An 18,186-nucleotide genomic window follows, 5' to 3' on the forward strand; every position below is an offset into this window, starting at 1 on the left:
TCTTCCTTCTCAATATTCGTTACCATTGATAACTCACGAAAATCTTACCGTTACGACCGTCCTGCGGGATCCCCTGCGGTGACCAGTATTCTTTGTCGAAGGCGTTGCCCAGCACCAGCGTGGTAGTCACGCCTTTGAGTTGTTCCTGACCTTTATAGCTGACGTAGAAATCATTGACCGCATAGCCCGGCTGTTTACTGTAGCTGCTGCTGATATGCGTTGAGCGATCGACAAAAGTACCGATCCAGCCGACGGAGAATCCGCTTTGCGCCACCGGGACATCCAGCTTGCTGGTGACGGTGTCCGGGTTAATGCTGGAGATATACTCGCCGGTGTTAGTGTCTTTGCCGCGCGTACGGTTGTAGGCCACGTCGAGGTTGAACAGGTCGGCGGAGTATTTCGCCATCACGTCCCAGCCCCAGATTTTAGCGTCGGGGACGTTATAGGACATGGTGGTCGCCGCGGCAAAATCGACGGTGGTGGAGATGTAGTCTTTTGCTTTGGTATCGAAATAGCTGGCCTTAAACTCCAGCGCATCGTTGGCAAGCATCAGATCGTCAAAGCGCAGACCAAAACCGAACTCCTGGGTTTTGTTGGTTTCCGGGCGCAGGTTCGGGTTGGGGACCCAGTAGTTGGTGTAGAAGCTGCCGATGGAGAAGTGTTTCGCATCGTTATACATCTCGCCCATGGTCGGCGCGCGGAAGGCCTGCGCATAAGAGCCGAACAGCATCAACCAGTCGGTTGGGCTGACGGTTAACCCGGCGCGGGATGACCACTTATCGGCATCCACATCGTCGTAACCCTCGCTGCTGCCGCGATAATTGTCGTAGCGCGTACCGCCCAGCAGGGTCACGGGCAGATCGCGCAGGGTGATCTCATCCTGCAGCCAGCCGGAACTGAAATCGATTTTGGCATTCGGGAAGCCAGTTGTCGCACCGCCGGGGCGTTGCTCCTGACGATAGTATTCGCCGCCGTAGGTGAGGAGATGAGACGCAAAGGAGTCGCTGAACAGACGAGTGCGGTTTTCCACTTTGCCACCTTTGGTGGTCTGTTTGCGGAACTCGCCGGTGCCGTCAACGTTCTGGGCGTTAATGCGCGCTTCGGACCAGTAGACTTTTGCATCGGCGTTCAGCCAGTCGTTATCTTCCGGGGCAATGTGGTAGCCAAGCTGCGCATCACGCTGGATGGTGGAGCGGTCGGTCATCGGATTACTGCTGTCGGACGCGTCGGTGGTTTGCGGGTTTTTCGGCTCCTGCGCGTCGTTGTTGTAGTAGCGCAGGGAGCCGCTCAGGGTTTGAGCCGGGTCGATTTTCCAGCTCCCCTTTGCCAGCATGTTATTAATGGATTCGTCGTTAGGCGCCGTTGCACCGTCACTCTGGCGAATATCACCGCGATCGCGGCTGGACCAGGAGACCAGACCATCCAGCGTATCGGTGCGGCCATAGGCGCTGGCACCCATTCCAATACTGTGATCGCCCGTCGCGCCGGTACCAAACACGCGGTAACCGCTGTTCTTGCCCGGCTCGAGCAGATCCTTGGCATCGGCGGTGTCATAGGAAATCACGCCGCCCAACGCGCCGCTGCCGTACAGCAGAGCGGAAGGACCGCGCACCACTTCGATACGTTTGATCAGCGCCGGGTCGAGGAAGGTGCTGTTGAGGTGGCCGGTATCGGTTCCCTGACGCACGCCGTCGACCAGTACCAGCACGCCGCGACGGTCGTAACCGCGCAGGTTAACGTCCTGACCATTCGTACGGCCGGTGCCGTCCAGCGTCAGACCGGGGACCTTGCGCAGCAGGTCGGCGGCAGAGCTGGCGGTCTGGTTTTCCGGGGCGGTGGCGTCAATGACGCTGACCATCATCGGCGCCTCAAAGGCGCTGCGGGCGTTGCCGGTGGCGGTTACGGTGATGTCGTCTGCGGCGGCAAACGCAGCCCCCGGCAGGGTGCTGACAATCGCCAGCGCCAGAAGTGACGGACGTAAAGACGTGGAATGCAGGTGTGGCATAGCAACTCTCCATAAGAATTGAAAAGCGCTGGCTGCCTGGGGATCACCTGGGTGGCTGGCGAAATTATCGTGTTGTTTATTTAGTCAGGATCAGTTTTCCGGCATGGGTCTGGCGCAGAAGATAGTGCTGGCCGTCATGCTCGATAATGACCCGCCCCTCATCACCGAGCAGAGTTTTGCTATCGATACGGCGATCGGTGGAGGTGGGGGAAGGCGCTGTGTGTGTTTTTATTGGCGTTGCCGCGCTGTTATCCGTACGTGACATAATGTTTATAAATAACAATCAATGTAACAATGATAATCATTATCAATAAACTGCAAATTCACGGCAAGCGTTTTTGTGAAAATTGTGTGACGGGATCAAATTTGGGGGAGGTGCGGTCTCATGCCCTCACCCCGCCCCTCAACCCACAGGGAGAGGGAGAAGGGCACGAACCGTAGGCCGGGTAAGCGCAGCGCCACCCGGCAAGATTTTAAAAGCGTGTGTCCACGGCTGCAGCCAGCTTTTCCAGCAGCAGCTCGCTGTCTTCCCAGCTCAGGCACGGGTCGGTGATCGACTGACCGTAAACCATCTGCTGTCCGGTAACGATTTTCTGCGTGCCTTCTTTGAGGAAGCTTTCCGCCATAATGCCTGCCACGGCGGTGGAGCCGCTGCGGATCTGCTGGCAGATCTCATCGCAGACATCCAGCTGGCGGCGATGCTGCTTCTGGCAGTTGCCGTGGCTGAAATCCACCACCAGGTGTTCCGGCAGGTCGAACTCGGCCAGCGTTTCGCAGGCTGCTGCGATATCTTGCGCATGATAGTTCGGTTTTTTGCCGCCACGCATAATGATATGCCCGTACGGATTACCGCTGGTCTGGTAGATGGTCATGTGACCGCTCTTATCCGGCGACAGGAACATATGGCTGGCACGCGAGGCGCGGATCGCGTCGACCGCAATTCGTGTGTTGCCATCGGTCCCGTTTTTAAAGCCAACCGGACAGGAGAGGGCGGAGGCCATCTCACGGTGGATCTGGCTTTCGGTAGTGCGTGCGCCAATTGCGCCCCAGCTAATCAGATCGGCGATAAACTGCCCGGTCACCATATCGAGAAACTCGGTCGCCGTCGGAACGCCCAGCTCGTTGACCTGTAAAAGCAGTTTCCGCGCCAGCTCAATACCGTGGTTCACGCGATAGCTGCCGTTGAGGTCAGGATCGGAAATCAGTCCCTTCCAGCCCACCACGGTGCGTGGTTTTTCAAAGTAGGTGCGCATGACGATCTCAAGGCGATGCTGATACTTCTCACGCATCCCCTGAAGACGTTTTGCATAGTCCATCGCTGCATCCAGGTCGTGAATGGAGCAGGGGCCAATCACCACCAGAAGGCGCTTGTCTTCACCGTTCAGGATTTTTTCAATGCGGCGGCGGGAGGCCGTCACGTGTTCCGCAACGCCTGCGGAAACGGGGTGCCGCTGGGCCAGTTCAGCCGGAGTCACCAGGCTATCAATGCGCGCAGTGCGGAGTTCGTCGGTTTTATTCATGGAATGTCTCAGAATTTTTGTGCTTCATCGGCAGACTACCGGGAAGTGATGGGCATCACCTTAAACCAATCCCTGCTGATTTCAAGTTCGGGGCGACAGCGCCCCGTTTGTGCAGGTGATGATATCTGAATCCGAGCTAATGTACTAGCATATTAGTACATGCGGCGATTCAGCCCCATGATGTCGAGGATTTTGGTGGCGATCTCTTCTACCGAGTAGTTAGTGCTGTTCAGCCACGGGATCTGGTTTTTGCGGTACAGCGCTTCAACCTCGGAAACTTCCATCCGGCACTGGCGCATGGAGGCGTAGCGGCTGTTCTCGCGGCGCTCTTCGCGGATGGCGGCGAGGCGCTCCGGGTTGATCGTCAGGCCGAACAGCTTGTGCTGCAGTGGCTTAAGGGCGGCGGGCAGCACCAGGTTATCCATATCGTCGGCAATAAACGGGTAGTTTGCGGCGCGAATGCCAAACTGCATCGCCAGATAGAGGCTGGTCGGGGTTTTGCCGCAGCGCGACACGCCCAGCAGGATCACCTGCGCCTGGTCGAGATTACGCAGCGAGATCCCGTCGTCATGGGCGAGGGTGTAGTCAATGGCGGCGATACGCGCATCGTACTTGGTCAGGTTGCCGGGGTTAAGCCCGTGTGTACGGTGGGCGATGGGCGTCGGGTCAAGCTTCAACTCGCTCTGGAGCGGAGCCACCAGCGCCTGCACGATGTCCTGGCAGAAGCCTTCACTTTGCAGAATGATGTTACGAATTTCCGGGATAACAATCGAGTAGAACACCAGCGGGCGCACGCCGGTCTGCTGGAAGATGGCGTCAATCTGGTCTTTCACCGCTTTGGCGCGGCTCTCATTTTCCACAAAGGGCAGCGTGATGCTGTTAATCGAAACGGGAAATTGCGACATCACCGCGTGGCCCAGCACCTCGGCGGTGATCGCCGTACCATCAGAAATATAAAAAACGTGGCGATCGACAGCATTATCCATTTTATCCACCCTGAATATCAGACCTAATTGCCTGAAAGCATAAATTAAAAAAGTAAATTAGACAGCAAAGAACTTGTCCTAATTATAAATGAAACGGTGTTTTTGATTTTCCTGAAAAGTGGATTTCACTTTTCAAATAGCGACTTTATTTTTGTGGTTTTTGGCTGAATATATAGGAATCATCGGTTTAGCGAGTGATGGGAAAGTATCCGAAAAGTTGAAAATTTAAATTGCTTACACGATTCACCGTTTTTTTAGCTGAAGTAAATATGCCAGTATAAATACGTAGTCAGGTGTTTCTTACTCCGATCAAATATCACAAAAGGATTGTTTCGATGTCCAACAATGGCTCGTCACCGCTGGTGCTTTGGTATAACCAACTCGGCATGAATGATGTAGACAGAGTTGGGGGCAAAAATGCCTCCCTGGGTGAAATGATTACAAATCTGTCCGGTATGGGTGTTTCCGTACCAAACGGGTTTGCCACCACCGCCGATGCCTTTAACCTGTTTTTAGACCAGAGCGGTGTTAACCAGCGCATTTACGACCTGCTGGATAAAACGGATATTGATGACGTCACCGAGCTTGCCAAAGCCGGGTCACAGATCCGCCAGTGGATCATCGACACACCTTTCCAGCCGGAACTGGAAAAAGCCATTCACGACGCGTACAACCAGCTCTCTGCAGACGACGCGCAGGCATCCTTTGCCGTGCGTTCTTCTGCAACCGCAGAAGATATGCCCGATGCCTCGTTCGCCGGACAACAGGAAACCTTCCTGAACGTTCAGGGTTACGATGCGGTGCTGGTGGCGGTGAAGCACGTGTTTGCTTCCCTGTTTAATGACCGCGCCATCTCCTACCGCGTGCACCAGGGTTACGACCATCGCGGCGTGGCGCTCTCCGCCGGCGTGCAGCGTATGGTGCGCTCGGACGTAGGTTCTTCCGGCGTGATGTTCTCCATTGATACCGAATCCGGTTTTGACCAGGTGGTGTTTATCACCTCCGCGTGGGGCCTGGGTGAGATGGTGGTGCAGGGCGCGGTAAACCCTGACGAATTCTACGTCCACAAGCCTACGCTGGCGGCTAACCGTCCGGCAGTGGTGCGCCGCACCATGGGCTCGAAAAAAATTCGCATGATCTATGCCCCAACCCAGGAGCATGGCAAGCAGGTCAAGATTGAAGATGTGCCGCAGGAGCAGCGCGACCGCTTCTCCCTGACCGACGCCGAAGTGGAAGAGCTGGCGAAGCAGGCGGTGCAGATCGAAAAACACTACGGCCGTCCGATGGATATCGAATGGGCGAAAGACGGTAACACCGGCAAGCTGTTTATCGTGCAGGCGCGTCCGGAAACCGTCCGCTCTCGTGGCCAGGTGATGGAGCGTTATACGCTGCACGCCCAGGGCAAAATCGTGGCGGAAGGCCGCGCTATCGGTCACCGCATCGGTGCCGGTCCGGTGAAAGTGATCCACGACATCAGCGAGATGAACCGCATTGAGCCGGGCGACGTGCTGGTGACCGACATGACCGACCCGGACTGGGAACCGATCATGAAGAAAGCGGCGGCCATCGTCACCAACCGCGGCGGTCGTACCTGTCACGCGGCGATCATCGCCCGCGAGCTGGGTATTCCTGCGGTTGTCGGCTGCGGTGACGCGACCGAGCGCATGAAAGACGGGCAGAACGTGACCGTCTCCTGTGCCGAAGGCGATACCGGCTACGTGTACGCCGATATTCTCGACTTCAGCGTGAAGAGCTCCAGCGTGGATACCATGCCCGACCTGCCGCTGAAGATCATGATGAACGTCGGTAACCCGGACCGCGCGTTTGACTTTGCCTGCCTGCCGAACGAAGGCGTAGGCCTGGCGCGTCTGGAATTTATCATCAACCGTATGATCGGCGTTCACCCGCGCGCGCTGCTGGAGTTTGATGACCAGGATCCGAAACTGCAGAACGAAATCCGCGAGATGATGAAAGGCTACGACTCACCAAGAGAGTTCTACGTCGGCCGTCTGACCGAAGGGATCGCGACGCTGGGTGCGGCGTTCTATCCGAAACGCGTGATTGTGCGTCTGTCAGACTTTAAGTCTAACGAATACGCCAACCTGGTGGGCGGCGAGCGCTACGAGCCGGAAGAAGAGAACCCGATGCTGGGCTTCCGCGGGGCCGGACGCTACGTGTCCGACAGCTTCCGCGACTGCTTCGCGCTGGAGTGTGACGCGGTGAAACGCGTGCGCAACGACATGGGGCTGACCAACGTGGAGATCATGATCCCGTTCGTGCGTACCGTGGACCAGGCGAAAGCGGTGGTGGACGAGCTGGCGCGTCAGGGGCTGAAGCGCGGCGAGAACGGGCTGAAGATCATCATGATGTGTGAGATCCCATCCAACGCCCTCTTGGCCGAGCAGTTCCTGGAACACTTCGACGGCTTCTCTATCGGCTCGAACGACATGACGCAGCTGACGCTGGGTCTGGACCGCGACTCCGGCGTGGTCTCTGAACTGTTCGACGAGCGTAACGAGGCGGTGAAAGCGCTGCTCTCGATGTCCATCCGCGCGGCGAAGAAGCAGGGGAAATACGTCGGGATCTGCGGTCAGGGTCCGTCCGACCATGAAGACTTTGCTGCCTGGCTGATGGAAGAGGGGATTGATAGTCTCTCCCTGAACCCTGACACCGTGGTGCAAACCTGGCTGAGCCTGGCAGAATTGAATAAGTAACCGCTTAAAAACGGATAAAGGCGAGGAGATATTTCCTCGCCTTTTTTATTTCCGCCCAAATATGCTCCCCATCACAAATAAAACAAAAAACCAAATATCATAATTTGTCTGTTAATTTAGACAATTGTTAGCGCGCAAAGCGTTGCTAATACTTGAGCCTTACTGCGCATCTCCAAAGGATGATGCGCAACTGGTTGAAATACGTTTTAACCTGATAAAAAGGCAAATAACAATGACAATCTCCTCTGTATTACGTACGAAAGATAAAATAGGTTATGGCTTAGGCGATATGGCCAGCGCGCTGGTCTGGCAAACGGCGACGTTATTTCTCGCCTATTTTTATACGGACGTTTTTGGTTTGCCCGCCGCGATTATGGGCACCATGTTTTTAGTGGTGCGCGTGGTCGATGCATTTATCGATCCCTGCATTGGTGCACTCGTCGACCGCACGCAAACGCGCCACGGTCGTTTTCGCCCCTGGCTGCTGTGGTTTGCCATACCGTTTGGCGTCAGCTGTCTGATTACCTTCTATGTGCCGGACGTCGGGCCGACCGGGAAAATTGTCTATGCCTGCGTGACTTACGCCGTTCTGAGCCTTATCTACTCGGCAATTAACGTGCCTTACTGCGCCATGCCGGGCGCGCTGACGCTGGATCCGCGCGAACGTCACTCTCTGCAATCCTGGCGCTTTGGGTTGTCGTTTATCGGCGGGCTGATCGTGACGGTGATTGCCCTGCCGCTGGTGTCACAGCTGGGGCAAGGTAACGTACAGAAAGGCTATTTCTATGCCATGAGCCTGATGGGGCTGCTGGGTATTGTTTTATTCTTCTGCTGCTTCCTGATGACCCGCGAGCGTTATTCGCCACGAAATGATACCTCCGGCTCCATGGTGACGGATTTAAAACTGCTGGCCAAAAACAGCCAGTGGCGAATTGTTTTCGTGTTTAATATTTTGCTGTTAACGGCGGTCGTGACGCGTGGCTCTGCAACCATGTATTACGTCAACTATGTGCTGCTGCGCCCGGAGCTGGTCTTTGCCTTTATTGTTTCAGGTATGGTGGCTTCATTAAGCGGGGCATTATTATCTGAACGTCTGCTCGGAAAATTTGATCGCGTTCGCGCCTATCAGTGGACCATTATGACTTTCGTGATTTTCGGCGCGCTGATTTTCTTCATTCCTCCTTCGCAGGTCTGGCTGATATTCGGCGTCAACATCGTTTTTAGCTTTATTCAAAACCTGACCACGCCACTCCAGTGGACCATGTTCTCGGACGTGGTGGATTATGAAGAGCATCGCAGCGGCCGCCGTCTGGACGGTCTGGTCTTCTCTACCGCGCTGTTTGCCATCAAGTTTGGCCTGGCGCTGGGCGGGGCGGTGGTCGGCTGGGTGCTTGGCATGGTGGATTACGCGCCGGGCCAGGCAACCCAGGCGCCGCACGTACTCTCGACCATCAACGCACTTTTCACCCTCATCCCTTGCGCGCTGTTCCTTTGCATGGTGGCGCTTCTTTCCATTTACAAACTCAACAGTCGGCTGGTGGATTCCATTGCCCGTGAACTCGCTGGCAAGCGTGATGTGCGTCCCGACGCGGGGCAGCTCAGCCCGGCAACCCATTCTGCAATACAGGAGTAAAATATGACGGCTATCTATAAGGACGCGGAACGTCCGGTACACGAGCGCGTTGCCGATTTACTGGCGCGTATGACTCCAGAAGAGAAGTTTGCCCAGATGCACGCGTACTGGCTGATCCTCGATGAAAATGGCAATCACCGGGAGCGCAGTGATTTGAGCGATGAGTTCGCGGGCTTGAGCGAGCAGGCCTCGCTCAGCGAACGGCTGAAACTGGGTGTGGGGCAGATCACGCGTCCGCTCGGCACCCACATCGTTGATGCGAAAACCGGCGTGCGCGCGGCGAATCGACTCCAGCGAATGATGATGGAAGAGACGCGGCTCGGCATTCCGGCGCTGTTCCACGAGGAGTGTCTGGTGGGTTTACTGTGCAAAGACGCCACGCTGTTCCCGTCCTCGTTGAACTATGGTTCGACCTGGGACCCGGAGCTGGTGCAGCGCGCGGCGGAGCAGATCGGCAAAGAGGCGCGATCCGTCGGCTGTCAGCAGGGGCTGGCTCCGGTGCTGGATGTTTCCCGCGACGTGCGCTGGGGGCGTACCGAAGAGACCTTCGGCGAAGATCCCTGGCTGGTGGGGGTGATGGCGACCGCCTACGTCAGAGGATTACAGGGTGATAAACGCGACCTGCTGGCGACCCTGAAACATTACGTTGGCCACTCGTTCAGCGAAGGGGCGCGCAACCACGCGCCGGTGCACCTCGGGTTTAGCGAGCTGAACGATACCTTCCTGCTGCCGTTTGAAATGGCGGTGAAACTGGCAAATGCCGGTTCGGTCATGCCCGCCTACCACGATATTGATAATCAGCCGGGGCACAGCGACGGCTTCCTCCTTACCACCGTCCTGCGTGAACAGTGGGGCTTTGACGGGATCGTCGTGGCGGATTACGGCGGCGTCAGCCTGCTGCATCAGCATCACGGAATATCCCACGATGCAGCGGAGTCCGCCGCGCTGGCCTTTAACGCCGGGCTGGACGTTGAGCTGCCGAAAGACGACTGCGCGCGCCATCTGGCGGAAGCGGTAGAGCGTGGACTGATTTCTATGGCGAAAGTGGATGAGATCGTGGCGCGTACGCTGACGGAAAAATTCCGCCTTGGCCTGTTTGAGCGTCCCTATGCCGATGTGCAGGGCAGCGATCTGCAAAATGAGACGACCCGGCAGGTGGCGCGGGATGTCGCGACAAAGTCGATCACGCTTCTGGAAAACAATGGCATCTTGCCCCTCGGCGGAAAACCTCGCGTGGCGCTGGTCGGCCCGACGGCAGACGATCCGCTGGCCTTGCTGAGCGGCTACAGCTTCCCGGTGCACCTGATCATCAGCGACATGGTCGAAGAGACGTCGCAGGTGACGACCCCGCGCGCGGCGCTGGAACACTATCTTGGCGCATCGAACGTGCGCTATGCCAAAGGGTGCCACATCATTGAAAAACGGATGGCAGGCGCGCCGGTCTTCCCCGGCGACAGCGGCGGTAAACCCATGCAGCAGTCGCCGGTTTCACTGAGCACCGCACTTATCCCCGAGGCGGTAAACGTCGCGCAGGAGAGTGACGTGGTGGTGGCCTGCGTCGGCGATCTCGCCGGGCTGTTCCAGAGCGGCACCGTGGGTGAAGGCTCAGATACTGACTCACTGAATCTGCCTGGCGTGCAGCAACAGCTGCTGGAAGCGCTGGTCGCCACCGGTAAACCGGTCATCGTCGTGATGACCGGCGGGCGTCCGTACAACCTTCAGGGCCTGGAAGATAAGGTCGCGGCCCTGATGATGGCCTGGGAACCCGGGCAGGAAGGGGGGTGTGCGATTGCCGATGTGCTGACCGGACGCGCCGAGCCGCAGGGTAGGCTGGTCGTCAGCGTACCAAAAAGCGCTGGCGCAATGCCGTACTACTACAACCACAAGCTGAAAAGCGGGGGTACGCCGTTCGCGTTCCATTTCGGTGCCCGCTATCCGTTTGGTTTCGGCCTCGGCTGGACGTCGTTTAGCTGGGGCGCGGCGCGCCTGGCTGAAAGCCGCGTGCCGGTTGAAGGCGAGGTAGCGTTCAGTATTGACGTGACGAATACCGGGGAACGCAGCGGCAGCGAAGTCGTGCAGGTTTACGTCAGGGATAAGATCGCCACCCAGGTGCGGCCGCTTCAGGAGCTGAAAGCCTTCCAGCGCGTCACGCTTTCGCCGGGTGAAACCGCCACGCTCACCTTTACCTTACCGGTGGACATGTTCAACTTCACCCGTCGGGACGGGAAACGCATCGTCGAGCCAGGTGAGTTTGAGCTACAGATTGGCGCTTCATCGGCGGATATTCGCGAGACGGTGACGGTCAATGTCACCGGAGAGACGCGGGTGCTGCCTGGTGAGTGGCGGATGCTCAGTACCTGTCAGGTTAAACACGCGTAGTCAGGATAAAAAAAAGCCCATCGTGGGAGATGGGCAAAGACTACACACAGCAATTCGTTGTTTCACTCAGGGGATTTCCATGCTTATAAATCAAGGTGTTGATTTATAACCGTGTCCTAATAGTAGGCATGTCGGCTTTTAGCGTCGATCAGATTCGTCTCAATAGTTAAAGAGACGTAAAGATTTCTTGAGGTTAACAGCGGACTTACTGCTGAAATGGAGGGTCTGACCAGTGAGTAATGAATAAATACTTTAGCAGCATTTAAGTATTGTACGAAAGCATGTAGGCCGGGTAAGCGTTAGCGCCACCCGGCCAAAAGGCTTACTGCGTGTTCTTCTCTTCCAGCTCTTCCAGTTCGCTCAGGATCACATCCGGGTCCGTTCCCGGAGGGGGAACTTCATGCACCCAGGCCGAGAAGAGACGCCATGTTACTGCGAGCAGCACCGGGCCAATAAAGAGGCCGATCATCCCAAACGCGATTAACCCGCCGATAACGCCTGACAGGATCAGAATCAACGGCAAATCAGCCCCCATGCGGATCAGGATCGGGCGAATGACGTTGTCCATGGTGCCGACCACGCAGCTCCAGACCAGCAGCACCGTTCCCCAGGTGGTATCACCCGTCCAGTAAAGCCAGATAATGCTGGGAACCAGCACCAGCAATGGCCCCAGTTGCGCAAGGCAGGTCATCAGCATGACCACGGTGAACACGGTGGCGTACGGTACGCCGGAAATCGCCAGACCGATACCGCCCAGCACCGCCTGCACCAGCGCGGTTACCACCACGCCCAGCGCAACGGCACGAACGGCTTGCGCAGCCAGCAGCACGGCGGCATCGCCGCGTTTACCCGCCAGTCGGGTGGCAAAATGACGCACCCCCAGGGCAACCTGCTCACCGCGCCAGTACAGGAGCGCGCTAAAGACCAGCATCAGGGCACAGTGCATCATAAAGCGGCCAATGTGCGCCGCCTGACCGACAAACCAGGTGGTGGTGGTGCCAATATACGGCCGCACTTTCGCGATCAGCGCGCTGCCGCCCATCTCCAGCAGGCTGTGCCAGCCGCTGTAGAGTTTCGCGCCGACCAGTGGAATGCTGTTAAGCCACGCGAGATCCGGCAACGTCAGATCTCCGCTGGTGGCGGCACGGATCACCGGGCCACTGGAGTCGACGAGACTATTTACCAGTAGGGCAATCGGAATAATAAACAGCATGAACAGCAGCAGCGTCATGACCAGTACCGCCAGGCCACGGCGGCCAAACAGCAGTTTCTGCAGCCGTAATAAGAGAGGCCAGGTGGCGACGACAACGGTAGCGGCCCACGCAAAGCCAAGCACGAAGGGTTGAACAATCCACAGACACGCAATAATCATCAGGGCTAAAAACAGCACTGACAGCAAAATTTGCGCAACATCCCTGGGCTGACGAAGATTGACCATAAATGCAACTTTCCTTAAATGAACACCAGCATGGCTGGCGAGAACGTAAACCGCTTCTCTCTAATCATTAGTGACATCAGCGATTTTTGACAGGCGGATTTTGCCCGTAATTCAGCGAAGCACATAAGAAAAAAATGTGATAAAACTTTCCAGACACAACGCAAACGATTTCACACCACTCTAATTAGGGTCGACATTCATGATCCCACAGATTTCTCAGGCACCTGGCGTCGTTCAGCTGGTGCTTAATTTTTTGCAAGCACTGGAGCAACAGGGTTTTACAGGTGATACCGCCACGAACTATGCCGACAGGCTGACGATGGCGACCGATAACAGTATCTACCAGCTTCTCCCCGATGCCGTCGTTTTTCCACGCTCTACGGCGGATGTGGCGCTGATTGCCCGTCTGGCCTCGCAGGAGCGCTTTACCTCTCTGGTTTTCACCCCGCGTGGCGGCGGTACCGGCACCAATGGGCAGGCGCTGAACCAGGGTATCATTATCGATATGTCCCGCTATATGAACCGCATCATTGAAATCAACCCTGAAGAGGGATGGGTGCGCGTGGAAGCGGGGGTTATCAAAGATCAGCTTAATCAATTCTTAAAACCGTACGGCTACTTTTTTGCGCCGGAACTGTCGACCAGCAACCGGGCGACCATTGGCGGGATGATCAATACCGATGCATCCGGTCAGGGCTCGCTGGTCTACGGTAAAACCTCCGACCACGTGCTGGGCGTGCGTGCGGTGCTGCTGGGGGGGGATATCCTCGATACCCAGCCAATGCCGGTTGAACTGGCCGAGACGCTGGGTAAAGAGAGCACGGCGAGCGGGCGGATTTATCGCACCGTGCTGGAACGCTGTCGCGATAACCGTCAGCTTATCCTCGACAAATTCCCGAAACTGAACCGCTTCCTGACGGGTTACGATCTGCGTCACGTCTTTAACGACGACCTGACCCAGTTTGATTTAACCCGCGTGCTGACCGGTTCGGAAGGCACGCTGGCGTTTATTACCGAAGCGCGTCTGGATATCACCCGGCTGCCGAAGGTGCGTCGCCTGGTAAACGTCAAATACAACTCCTTCGATTCTGCCCTGCGCAACGCGCCGTTTATGGTGGATGCGCGGGCGTTGTCGGTGGAAACCGTTGACTCAAAAGTATTGAACCTGGCGAGAGAAGATATCGTCTGGCATTCGGTCAGTGAGCTGATCGCCGATGTCCCCGACAAAGAGATGCTCGGTCTTAACATCGTTGAGTTCGCTGGCGATGACGCCGAACTGATTGAACGTCAGGTGAGCACGCTGTGTCAGCGGCTGGACGAACTGATTGCACGCGGTGAAGGCGGCGTGATCGGCTGGCAGCTGTGCAACGATCTCTCCGGCATTGAGCGTATCTACGCGATGCGTAAAAAAGCGGTGGGGCTGCTCGGGAATGCGAAAGGGGCCGCGAAGCCGATTCCGTTTGCCGAGGATACCTGCGTGCCGCCGGAACATCTGGCGGATTACATCGTTGAATTCCGCGCGCTGCTGGACAGCCACGGCCTGAGCTACGGCATGTTTGGCCACGTGGACGCAGGCGTACTGCATGTGCGTCCGGCGCTGGATATGTGTGACCCGCAACAGGAGATCCTGATGAAGGCGATCTCCGACGACGTGGTGGCCTTAACCGCTAAATATGGCGGCCTGCTGTGGGGTGAGCACGGCAAAGGGTTCCGCGCGGAGTACAGCCCGGCGTTCTTCGGGGAGCAACTCTTTGGTGAACTGCGTAAGGTCAAAGCGGCATTCGACCCGGATAACCGCCTCAATCCCGGTAAGATTTGCCCGCCTGAGGGCGTTGACGCGCCAATGCTGCAGGTGGATGCGGTCAAGCGCGGTACCTATGACCGACAAATTCCGATTGCGGTACGCTCTTCCTGGCGTGGCGCCATGGAGTGCAACGGTAACGGTCTGTGCTTTAACTTCGATGTGAAGAGCCCGATGTGCCCGTCGATGAAAATCACCAGCAACCGTATCCACTCGCCAAAAGGGCGTGCGACGCTGGTGCGCGAGTGGCTGCGACTGCTGGCGGACCGGGGCGTCGACCCGCTCAAGCTCGAGCAGGAACTGCCGGAAAAACGCGCCAGCCTGCGTTCCCTTATCGAACGTACCCGCAACAGCTGGCATGCGAATAAAGGCGAATACGACTTCTCGCATGAAGTGAAAGAGGCCATGTCCGGCTGCCTGGCCTGCAAGGCCTGTTCGACGCAGTGTCCGATCAAAATCGACGTGCCGGAGTTCCGCTCGCGCTTCCTCCAGCTGTATCACACGCGCTATCTGCGACCGATGCGCGACCATCTGGTGGCGACGGTGGAAAGCTACGCCCCGCTGATGGCGCGTGCGCCGAAAACCTTTAACTTCTTTATCAATCAGCCGCTGGTGCGTAAGCTTTCCGAAAAACATATCGGCATGGTGGATCTGCCGCTGCTCTCGACACCGTCGCTGCAACGCCAGCTGGTGGGACACCGCTCGGCAAACATGACGCTGGAACAGCTTGAAGCACTGAGTGATGCGCAAAAAGCGAACGTGGTGCTGGTGGTGCAGGATCCGTTTACCAGTTATTACGATGCGCAGGTGGTGGCCGATTTTATCCGTCTGGCGGAAAAAGTGGGCTACCAGCCGGTTGTGCTGCCGTTCTCCCCGAATGGCAAGGCGCAGCACATTAAGGGCTTCCTGACCCGTTTTGCGAAGACGGCGCAGAAAACGTCTGACTTCCTTAATCGCGTGGCGCAGCTTGGGATACCCATGGTCGGCGTCGATCCGGCGCTGGTACTGTGCTACCGCGATGAGTACAAGCAGACGCTGGGCGAAAAACGCGGTGATTTCCACGTCATGCTCGTACACGAGTGGCTGCCTTTAGCGCTACAGCAAACCGCCGCACGTGAGGCCAGCGGTGAGCCATGGTATCTGTTTGGCCACTGTACTGAAGTCACGGCACTGCCGGGTGCACCTGCCCAGTGGGCCACTATATTCGCCCGTTTTGGCGCGAAGCTGGAAAACGTCAGCGTAGGCTGCTGCGGTATGGCAGGTACCTACGGGCACGAAGTGAAAAACCACGCCAATTCGCTTGGGATCTATGAATTATCGTGGCAACAGGCGATGCAGCGTCTACCGCGTAACCGCTGTCTGGCAACGGGGTATTCGTGTCGCAGCCAGGTGAAACGCGTTGAGGGTAACGGTGTTCGCCACCCATTACAGGCTTTGCTGGAGATTATCGGATGATCTGGAAACGTGCGGTGACGCTGCAGGCGTTAAACGCCATGGGCGAGGGGAATATGGTGGGGCTGCTGGACATCCAGTTTACCCGCATTGGTGAGAGTGAGCTGGAAGCAACGATGCCCGTCGATAGCCGCACGCATCAGCCGTTTGGTTTACTGCACGGCGGCGCGTCCGTTGTGCTGGCCGAAACGCTGGGTTCGGTTGCGGGCTATCTCTGTACCGAAGGGGAGCAGAAGGTTGTCGGGCTGGAGGTGAACGCTAACCATATCCGCTCAGTTCGCCGTGGACGCGTGCGCGGTATTTGCCGCGCGCTTCATGCCGGGAGCCGTCATCAGGTGTGGCAGATCGATATTCTTGATGAGCAGGAACGCCTGTGCTGCTCCTCAAGACTGACGACGGCAGTTGTGTAAAGTTTCCTGATGTTTTTGCCTATGGTCAAAAACTAGCCAGTGCGTTGTGATATACTGGTCAGGATTTGTACATAAGCGAGGACATCATGGATACTGAAATAACCCCAACCCAGCTGGCAATTGAATATTTACGTCGCGATAAGAGCAACCTGTCTCCGGCGCAGTACCTGAAAAAACTGAAACAACTTGAGCTGGAATTTGCAGATTTGCTGGCGCTCTCTTCAAACGAGCTGAAAGAAGAGATCTATTTTGCCTGGCGGTTGGGCGTTCACGTCCATTGAGTGCGAATGAAAAGGCCGCGTATGCGGCCTTTTTTGTGTCTGGAATTCAGTATTTGGCGGGAAGCTTATTGATTTTTATCAGCCTGCCTTCATCGATTTCAATAAACCCGCCTGTTTTTAGATCGGCCAGAATGCGCATAATGCCACTGCGCGAGAGCTGCGTTTTTTCCCTGATATACCTTTCCGCCGTCACGCCGAGCCGATAAGCCTCATCTTCCTCCATCAGCTTGACAAGCTGCTGGCGAATCATCTCATACGCGGTCGGTGCGCCTTGTGGCATCACGTTGTTATACAGTCGGCTATAGACAAACATCAGCTGTTTAGAAAGCAGGCCCCATAGCGCTTTCTCTTTAATAATTTCACTGACCTTCTCGGCAGAGAGAATGCCAATCAGGCATGGACTCACGGTTTTGATGTAATCATTGAAATAAATGTCCGTCAGATTCGCGAGACCTAACAGAGCAGGGCTGCGGGCGGTGGAGAGCAACATGTCATCGCTTCTGCGGTAGATGGCAATTGTCCCCTCCAGAATTAAATAACAGATCCCCTTGCCGTCAACCTGAAGATCGAATTGCTCGCCACGGCCTGTTCTGCGCATGGTGCAGTACGGCTTTAAATAAGAGATCAGCTCCTGGGCGTAGGGAGAGCCACGATGTTGTTGTGCTGAAGACATTGTCTGAAACCTGAAAAAAGACCGGACTTATTATAGTGTCGCTCTTATCCTCTACCTTCTCCAGATATAAATGTGAGGTCAGTACTTTCGGGGTAAGTGATGGATATCCATCAGCACTCCGCGCGCCATAGTGATGTATTTACCCGTTCGTAACTCCGCCAGAATACGCATAATGCCGCTACGGGAAAGATAGGTCCGGCTTTTGATATAGGCTGCGGCGGTCGTGTTGAGCCTTATCGCCTCAGGCTCCTGCATCAGTTCAACAAGCTGAAAGCGGATAATGTCGTAAGCCGACATTTGCGATATCTGGGCACAGTGTTCATAGACGCGTGAGGCGGTATAGATCAGCAGGTTAGAAAAATGCTCCCACAGATTTTGCTGCGCAACGATGCAATTAAAACGCTCCAGTGACACAGCCGCGACTTCGGAGGTTTCCAGCGCCCTGACATAAAGATGCTCAGAGGAGAACTGGCTGCTTACACCCAGAATAAAGGGCGCTGATTCAGAATTTAAGACAATACCATCTCCACGGCGGTGTAATGCCACGCTCCCCTGGAGCAGTAAAAAACACTGGCGAATATCACTCTTGTAATAGTGAACCACTTCCCCTCTGGACAGTATTTTCCTTTCTGCTGAAGGAAGTACGGTATCGATAATTTTTTCAATGTGCTTATAGGGTTTTAGGTGGAGCACGGTGGAATTGTCTTTACTACATTCTGCAGCCATTCGGGTATTCATCAGATGCCTCATTCACTCATGCGATCATTTTTTGATCGACATAAAGAATTATCTTAAAAAACAGCATCTCAGGGAATGATCGAAGCCGGTCTAATAATAGACTGGAGGATATGTAAAATCTAATCTTATGAATTTAAAGGTTTTGCATTAGGAGTC

13 protein-coding genes and 1 other RNA gene are annotated in these 18,186 nt (G+C 56.0%); 6 read left to right on the top strand and 8 right to left on the bottom strand.

The genetic code is table 11. The annotated features are described in order from the left end of the window. Positions 1-19: 19 nt before the first annotated feature. The 4 genes from N2K86_RS09190 to ppsR all read right to left on the bottom strand — a co-directional run bounded on the left by N2K86_RS09190 (position 20) and on the right by ppsR (position 4,511). A complete protein-coding gene (locus N2K86_RS09190; protein WP_260661239.1) occupies positions 20-2,005 on the bottom strand; it encodes a TonB-dependent hemoglobin/transferrin/lactoferrin family receptor in 1,986 nt (661 codons plus the stop codon). A gap of 76 nt (positions 2,006-2,081) precedes the next feature. Beyond that, positions 2,082-2,270: a hemin uptake protein HemP gene (gene hemP, locus N2K86_RS09195; protein WP_010426061.1), complete on the bottom strand. Its 189-nt coding sequence runs from the start codon at positions 2,268-2,270 to the stop codon at positions 2,082-2,084. A 208-nt stretch (positions 2,271-2,478) separates the two neighbouring features. Beyond that, positions 2,479-3,525, bottom strand: coding sequence for a 3-deoxy-7-phosphoheptulonate synthase AroH (aroH, locus tag N2K86_RS09200; protein WP_260661240.1), 1,047 nt, complete (start codon positions 3,523-3,525; stop codon positions 2,479-2,481). Positions 3,526-3,677: 152 nt separating this feature from the next. Next, entirely contained in the window at positions 3,678-4,511 is an 834-nt protein-coding gene (ppsR, locus tag N2K86_RS09205; protein ID WP_152084326.1) for a posphoenolpyruvate synthetase regulatory kinase/phosphorylase PpsR, read from the bottom strand. 335 nt (positions 4,512-4,846) lie between these two features. Here ppsR and ppsA point away from each other — a divergent pair, with 335 nt between their 5' ends. From ppsA to N2K86_RS09220, 3 genes are all read left to right on the top strand, one after another. Beyond that, complete coding sequence (gene ppsA / locus N2K86_RS09210; RefSeq protein ID WP_260661242.1) at positions 4,847-7,225, top strand: phosphoenolpyruvate synthase; 2,379 nt, start codon at positions 4,847-4,849, stop codon at positions 7,223-7,225. A gap of 232 nt (positions 7,226-7,457) precedes the next feature. Beyond that, on the top strand, positions 7,458-8,858 hold the full coding sequence (locus N2K86_RS09215) for an MFS transporter (RefSeq protein ID WP_260661244.1): 1,401 nt from the start codon (positions 7,458-7,460) through the stop codon (positions 8,856-8,858). Positions 8,859-8,861: 3 nt separating this feature from the next. After that, positions 8,862-11,237: a glycoside hydrolase family 3 N-terminal domain-containing protein gene (locus N2K86_RS09220; RefSeq protein ID WP_260661246.1), complete on the top strand. Its 2,376-nt coding sequence runs from the start codon at positions 8,862-8,864 to the stop codon at positions 11,235-11,237. Positions 11,238-11,242: 5 nt separating this feature from the next. Here the strand turns inward: N2K86_RS09220 and rprA are convergent. Both rprA and ydiK read right to left on the bottom strand, forming a co-directional pair. Further along, an RNA gene (gene rprA, locus N2K86_RS09225) (antisense sRNA RprA) lies at positions 11,243-11,350 on the bottom strand. 209 nt (positions 11,351-11,559) lie between these two features. Further along, the gene (gene ydiK, locus N2K86_RS09230; RefSeq protein WP_221549758.1) at positions 11,560-12,675 is read right to left on the bottom strand and encodes an AI-2E family transporter YdiK; all 1,116 of its coding nucleotides are present in this window, start codon (positions 12,673-12,675) and stop codon (positions 11,560-11,562) included. A gap of 199 nt (positions 12,676-12,874) precedes the next feature. Between ydiK and ydiJ the strand changes: the two genes are divergently transcribed. The 3 genes from ydiJ to N2K86_RS09245 all read left to right on the top strand — a co-directional run bounded on the left by ydiJ (position 12,875) and on the right by N2K86_RS09245 (position 16,619). Continuing rightward, the gene (gene ydiJ / locus N2K86_RS09235) at positions 12,875-15,931 is read left to right on the top strand and encodes a D-2-hydroxyglutarate dehydrogenase YdiJ (protein WP_260661248.1); all 3,057 of its coding nucleotides are present in this window, start codon (positions 12,875-12,877) and stop codon (positions 15,929-15,931) included. Further along, positions 15,928-16,338, top strand: a complete 411-nt coding sequence (gene menI / locus N2K86_RS09240; protein ID WP_260661249.1) for a 1,4-dihydroxy-2-naphthoyl-CoA hydrolase — start codon at positions 15,928-15,930, stop codon at positions 16,336-16,338. Before ydiJ ends, menI begins: the two co-directional genes overlap by 4 nt. An 86-nt stretch (positions 16,339-16,424) precedes the next feature. Next, positions 16,425-16,619, top strand: a complete 195-nt coding sequence (locus tag N2K86_RS09245) for a YdiH family protein (RefSeq protein ID WP_010430192.1) — start codon at positions 16,425-16,427, stop codon at positions 16,617-16,619. 46 nt (positions 16,620-16,665) lie between these two features. Here the strand turns inward: N2K86_RS09245 and N2K86_RS09250 are convergent, their stop codons facing one another. Both N2K86_RS09250 and N2K86_RS09255 read right to left on the bottom strand, forming a co-directional pair. Next, a complete protein-coding gene (locus tag N2K86_RS09250; RefSeq protein ID WP_260661252.1) occupies positions 16,666-17,292 on the bottom strand; it encodes a helix-turn-helix domain-containing protein in 627 nt (208 codons plus the stop codon). Between the two features lie 78 nt (positions 17,293-17,370). After that, positions 17,371-18,030 (bottom strand): helix-turn-helix domain-containing protein, encoded by a 660-nt coding sequence (locus N2K86_RS09255; protein ID WP_260661253.1) that lies wholly within the window; start codon positions 18,028-18,030, stop codon positions 17,371-17,373. Positions 18,031-18,186 lie beyond the last annotated feature (156 nt).

It is taken from the genome of Enterobacter mori (genome assembly GCF_025244905.1).
Taxonomy (GTDB): Bacteria; Pseudomonadota; Gammaproteobacteria; order Enterobacterales; family Enterobacteriaceae; genus Enterobacter; species Enterobacter mori_A.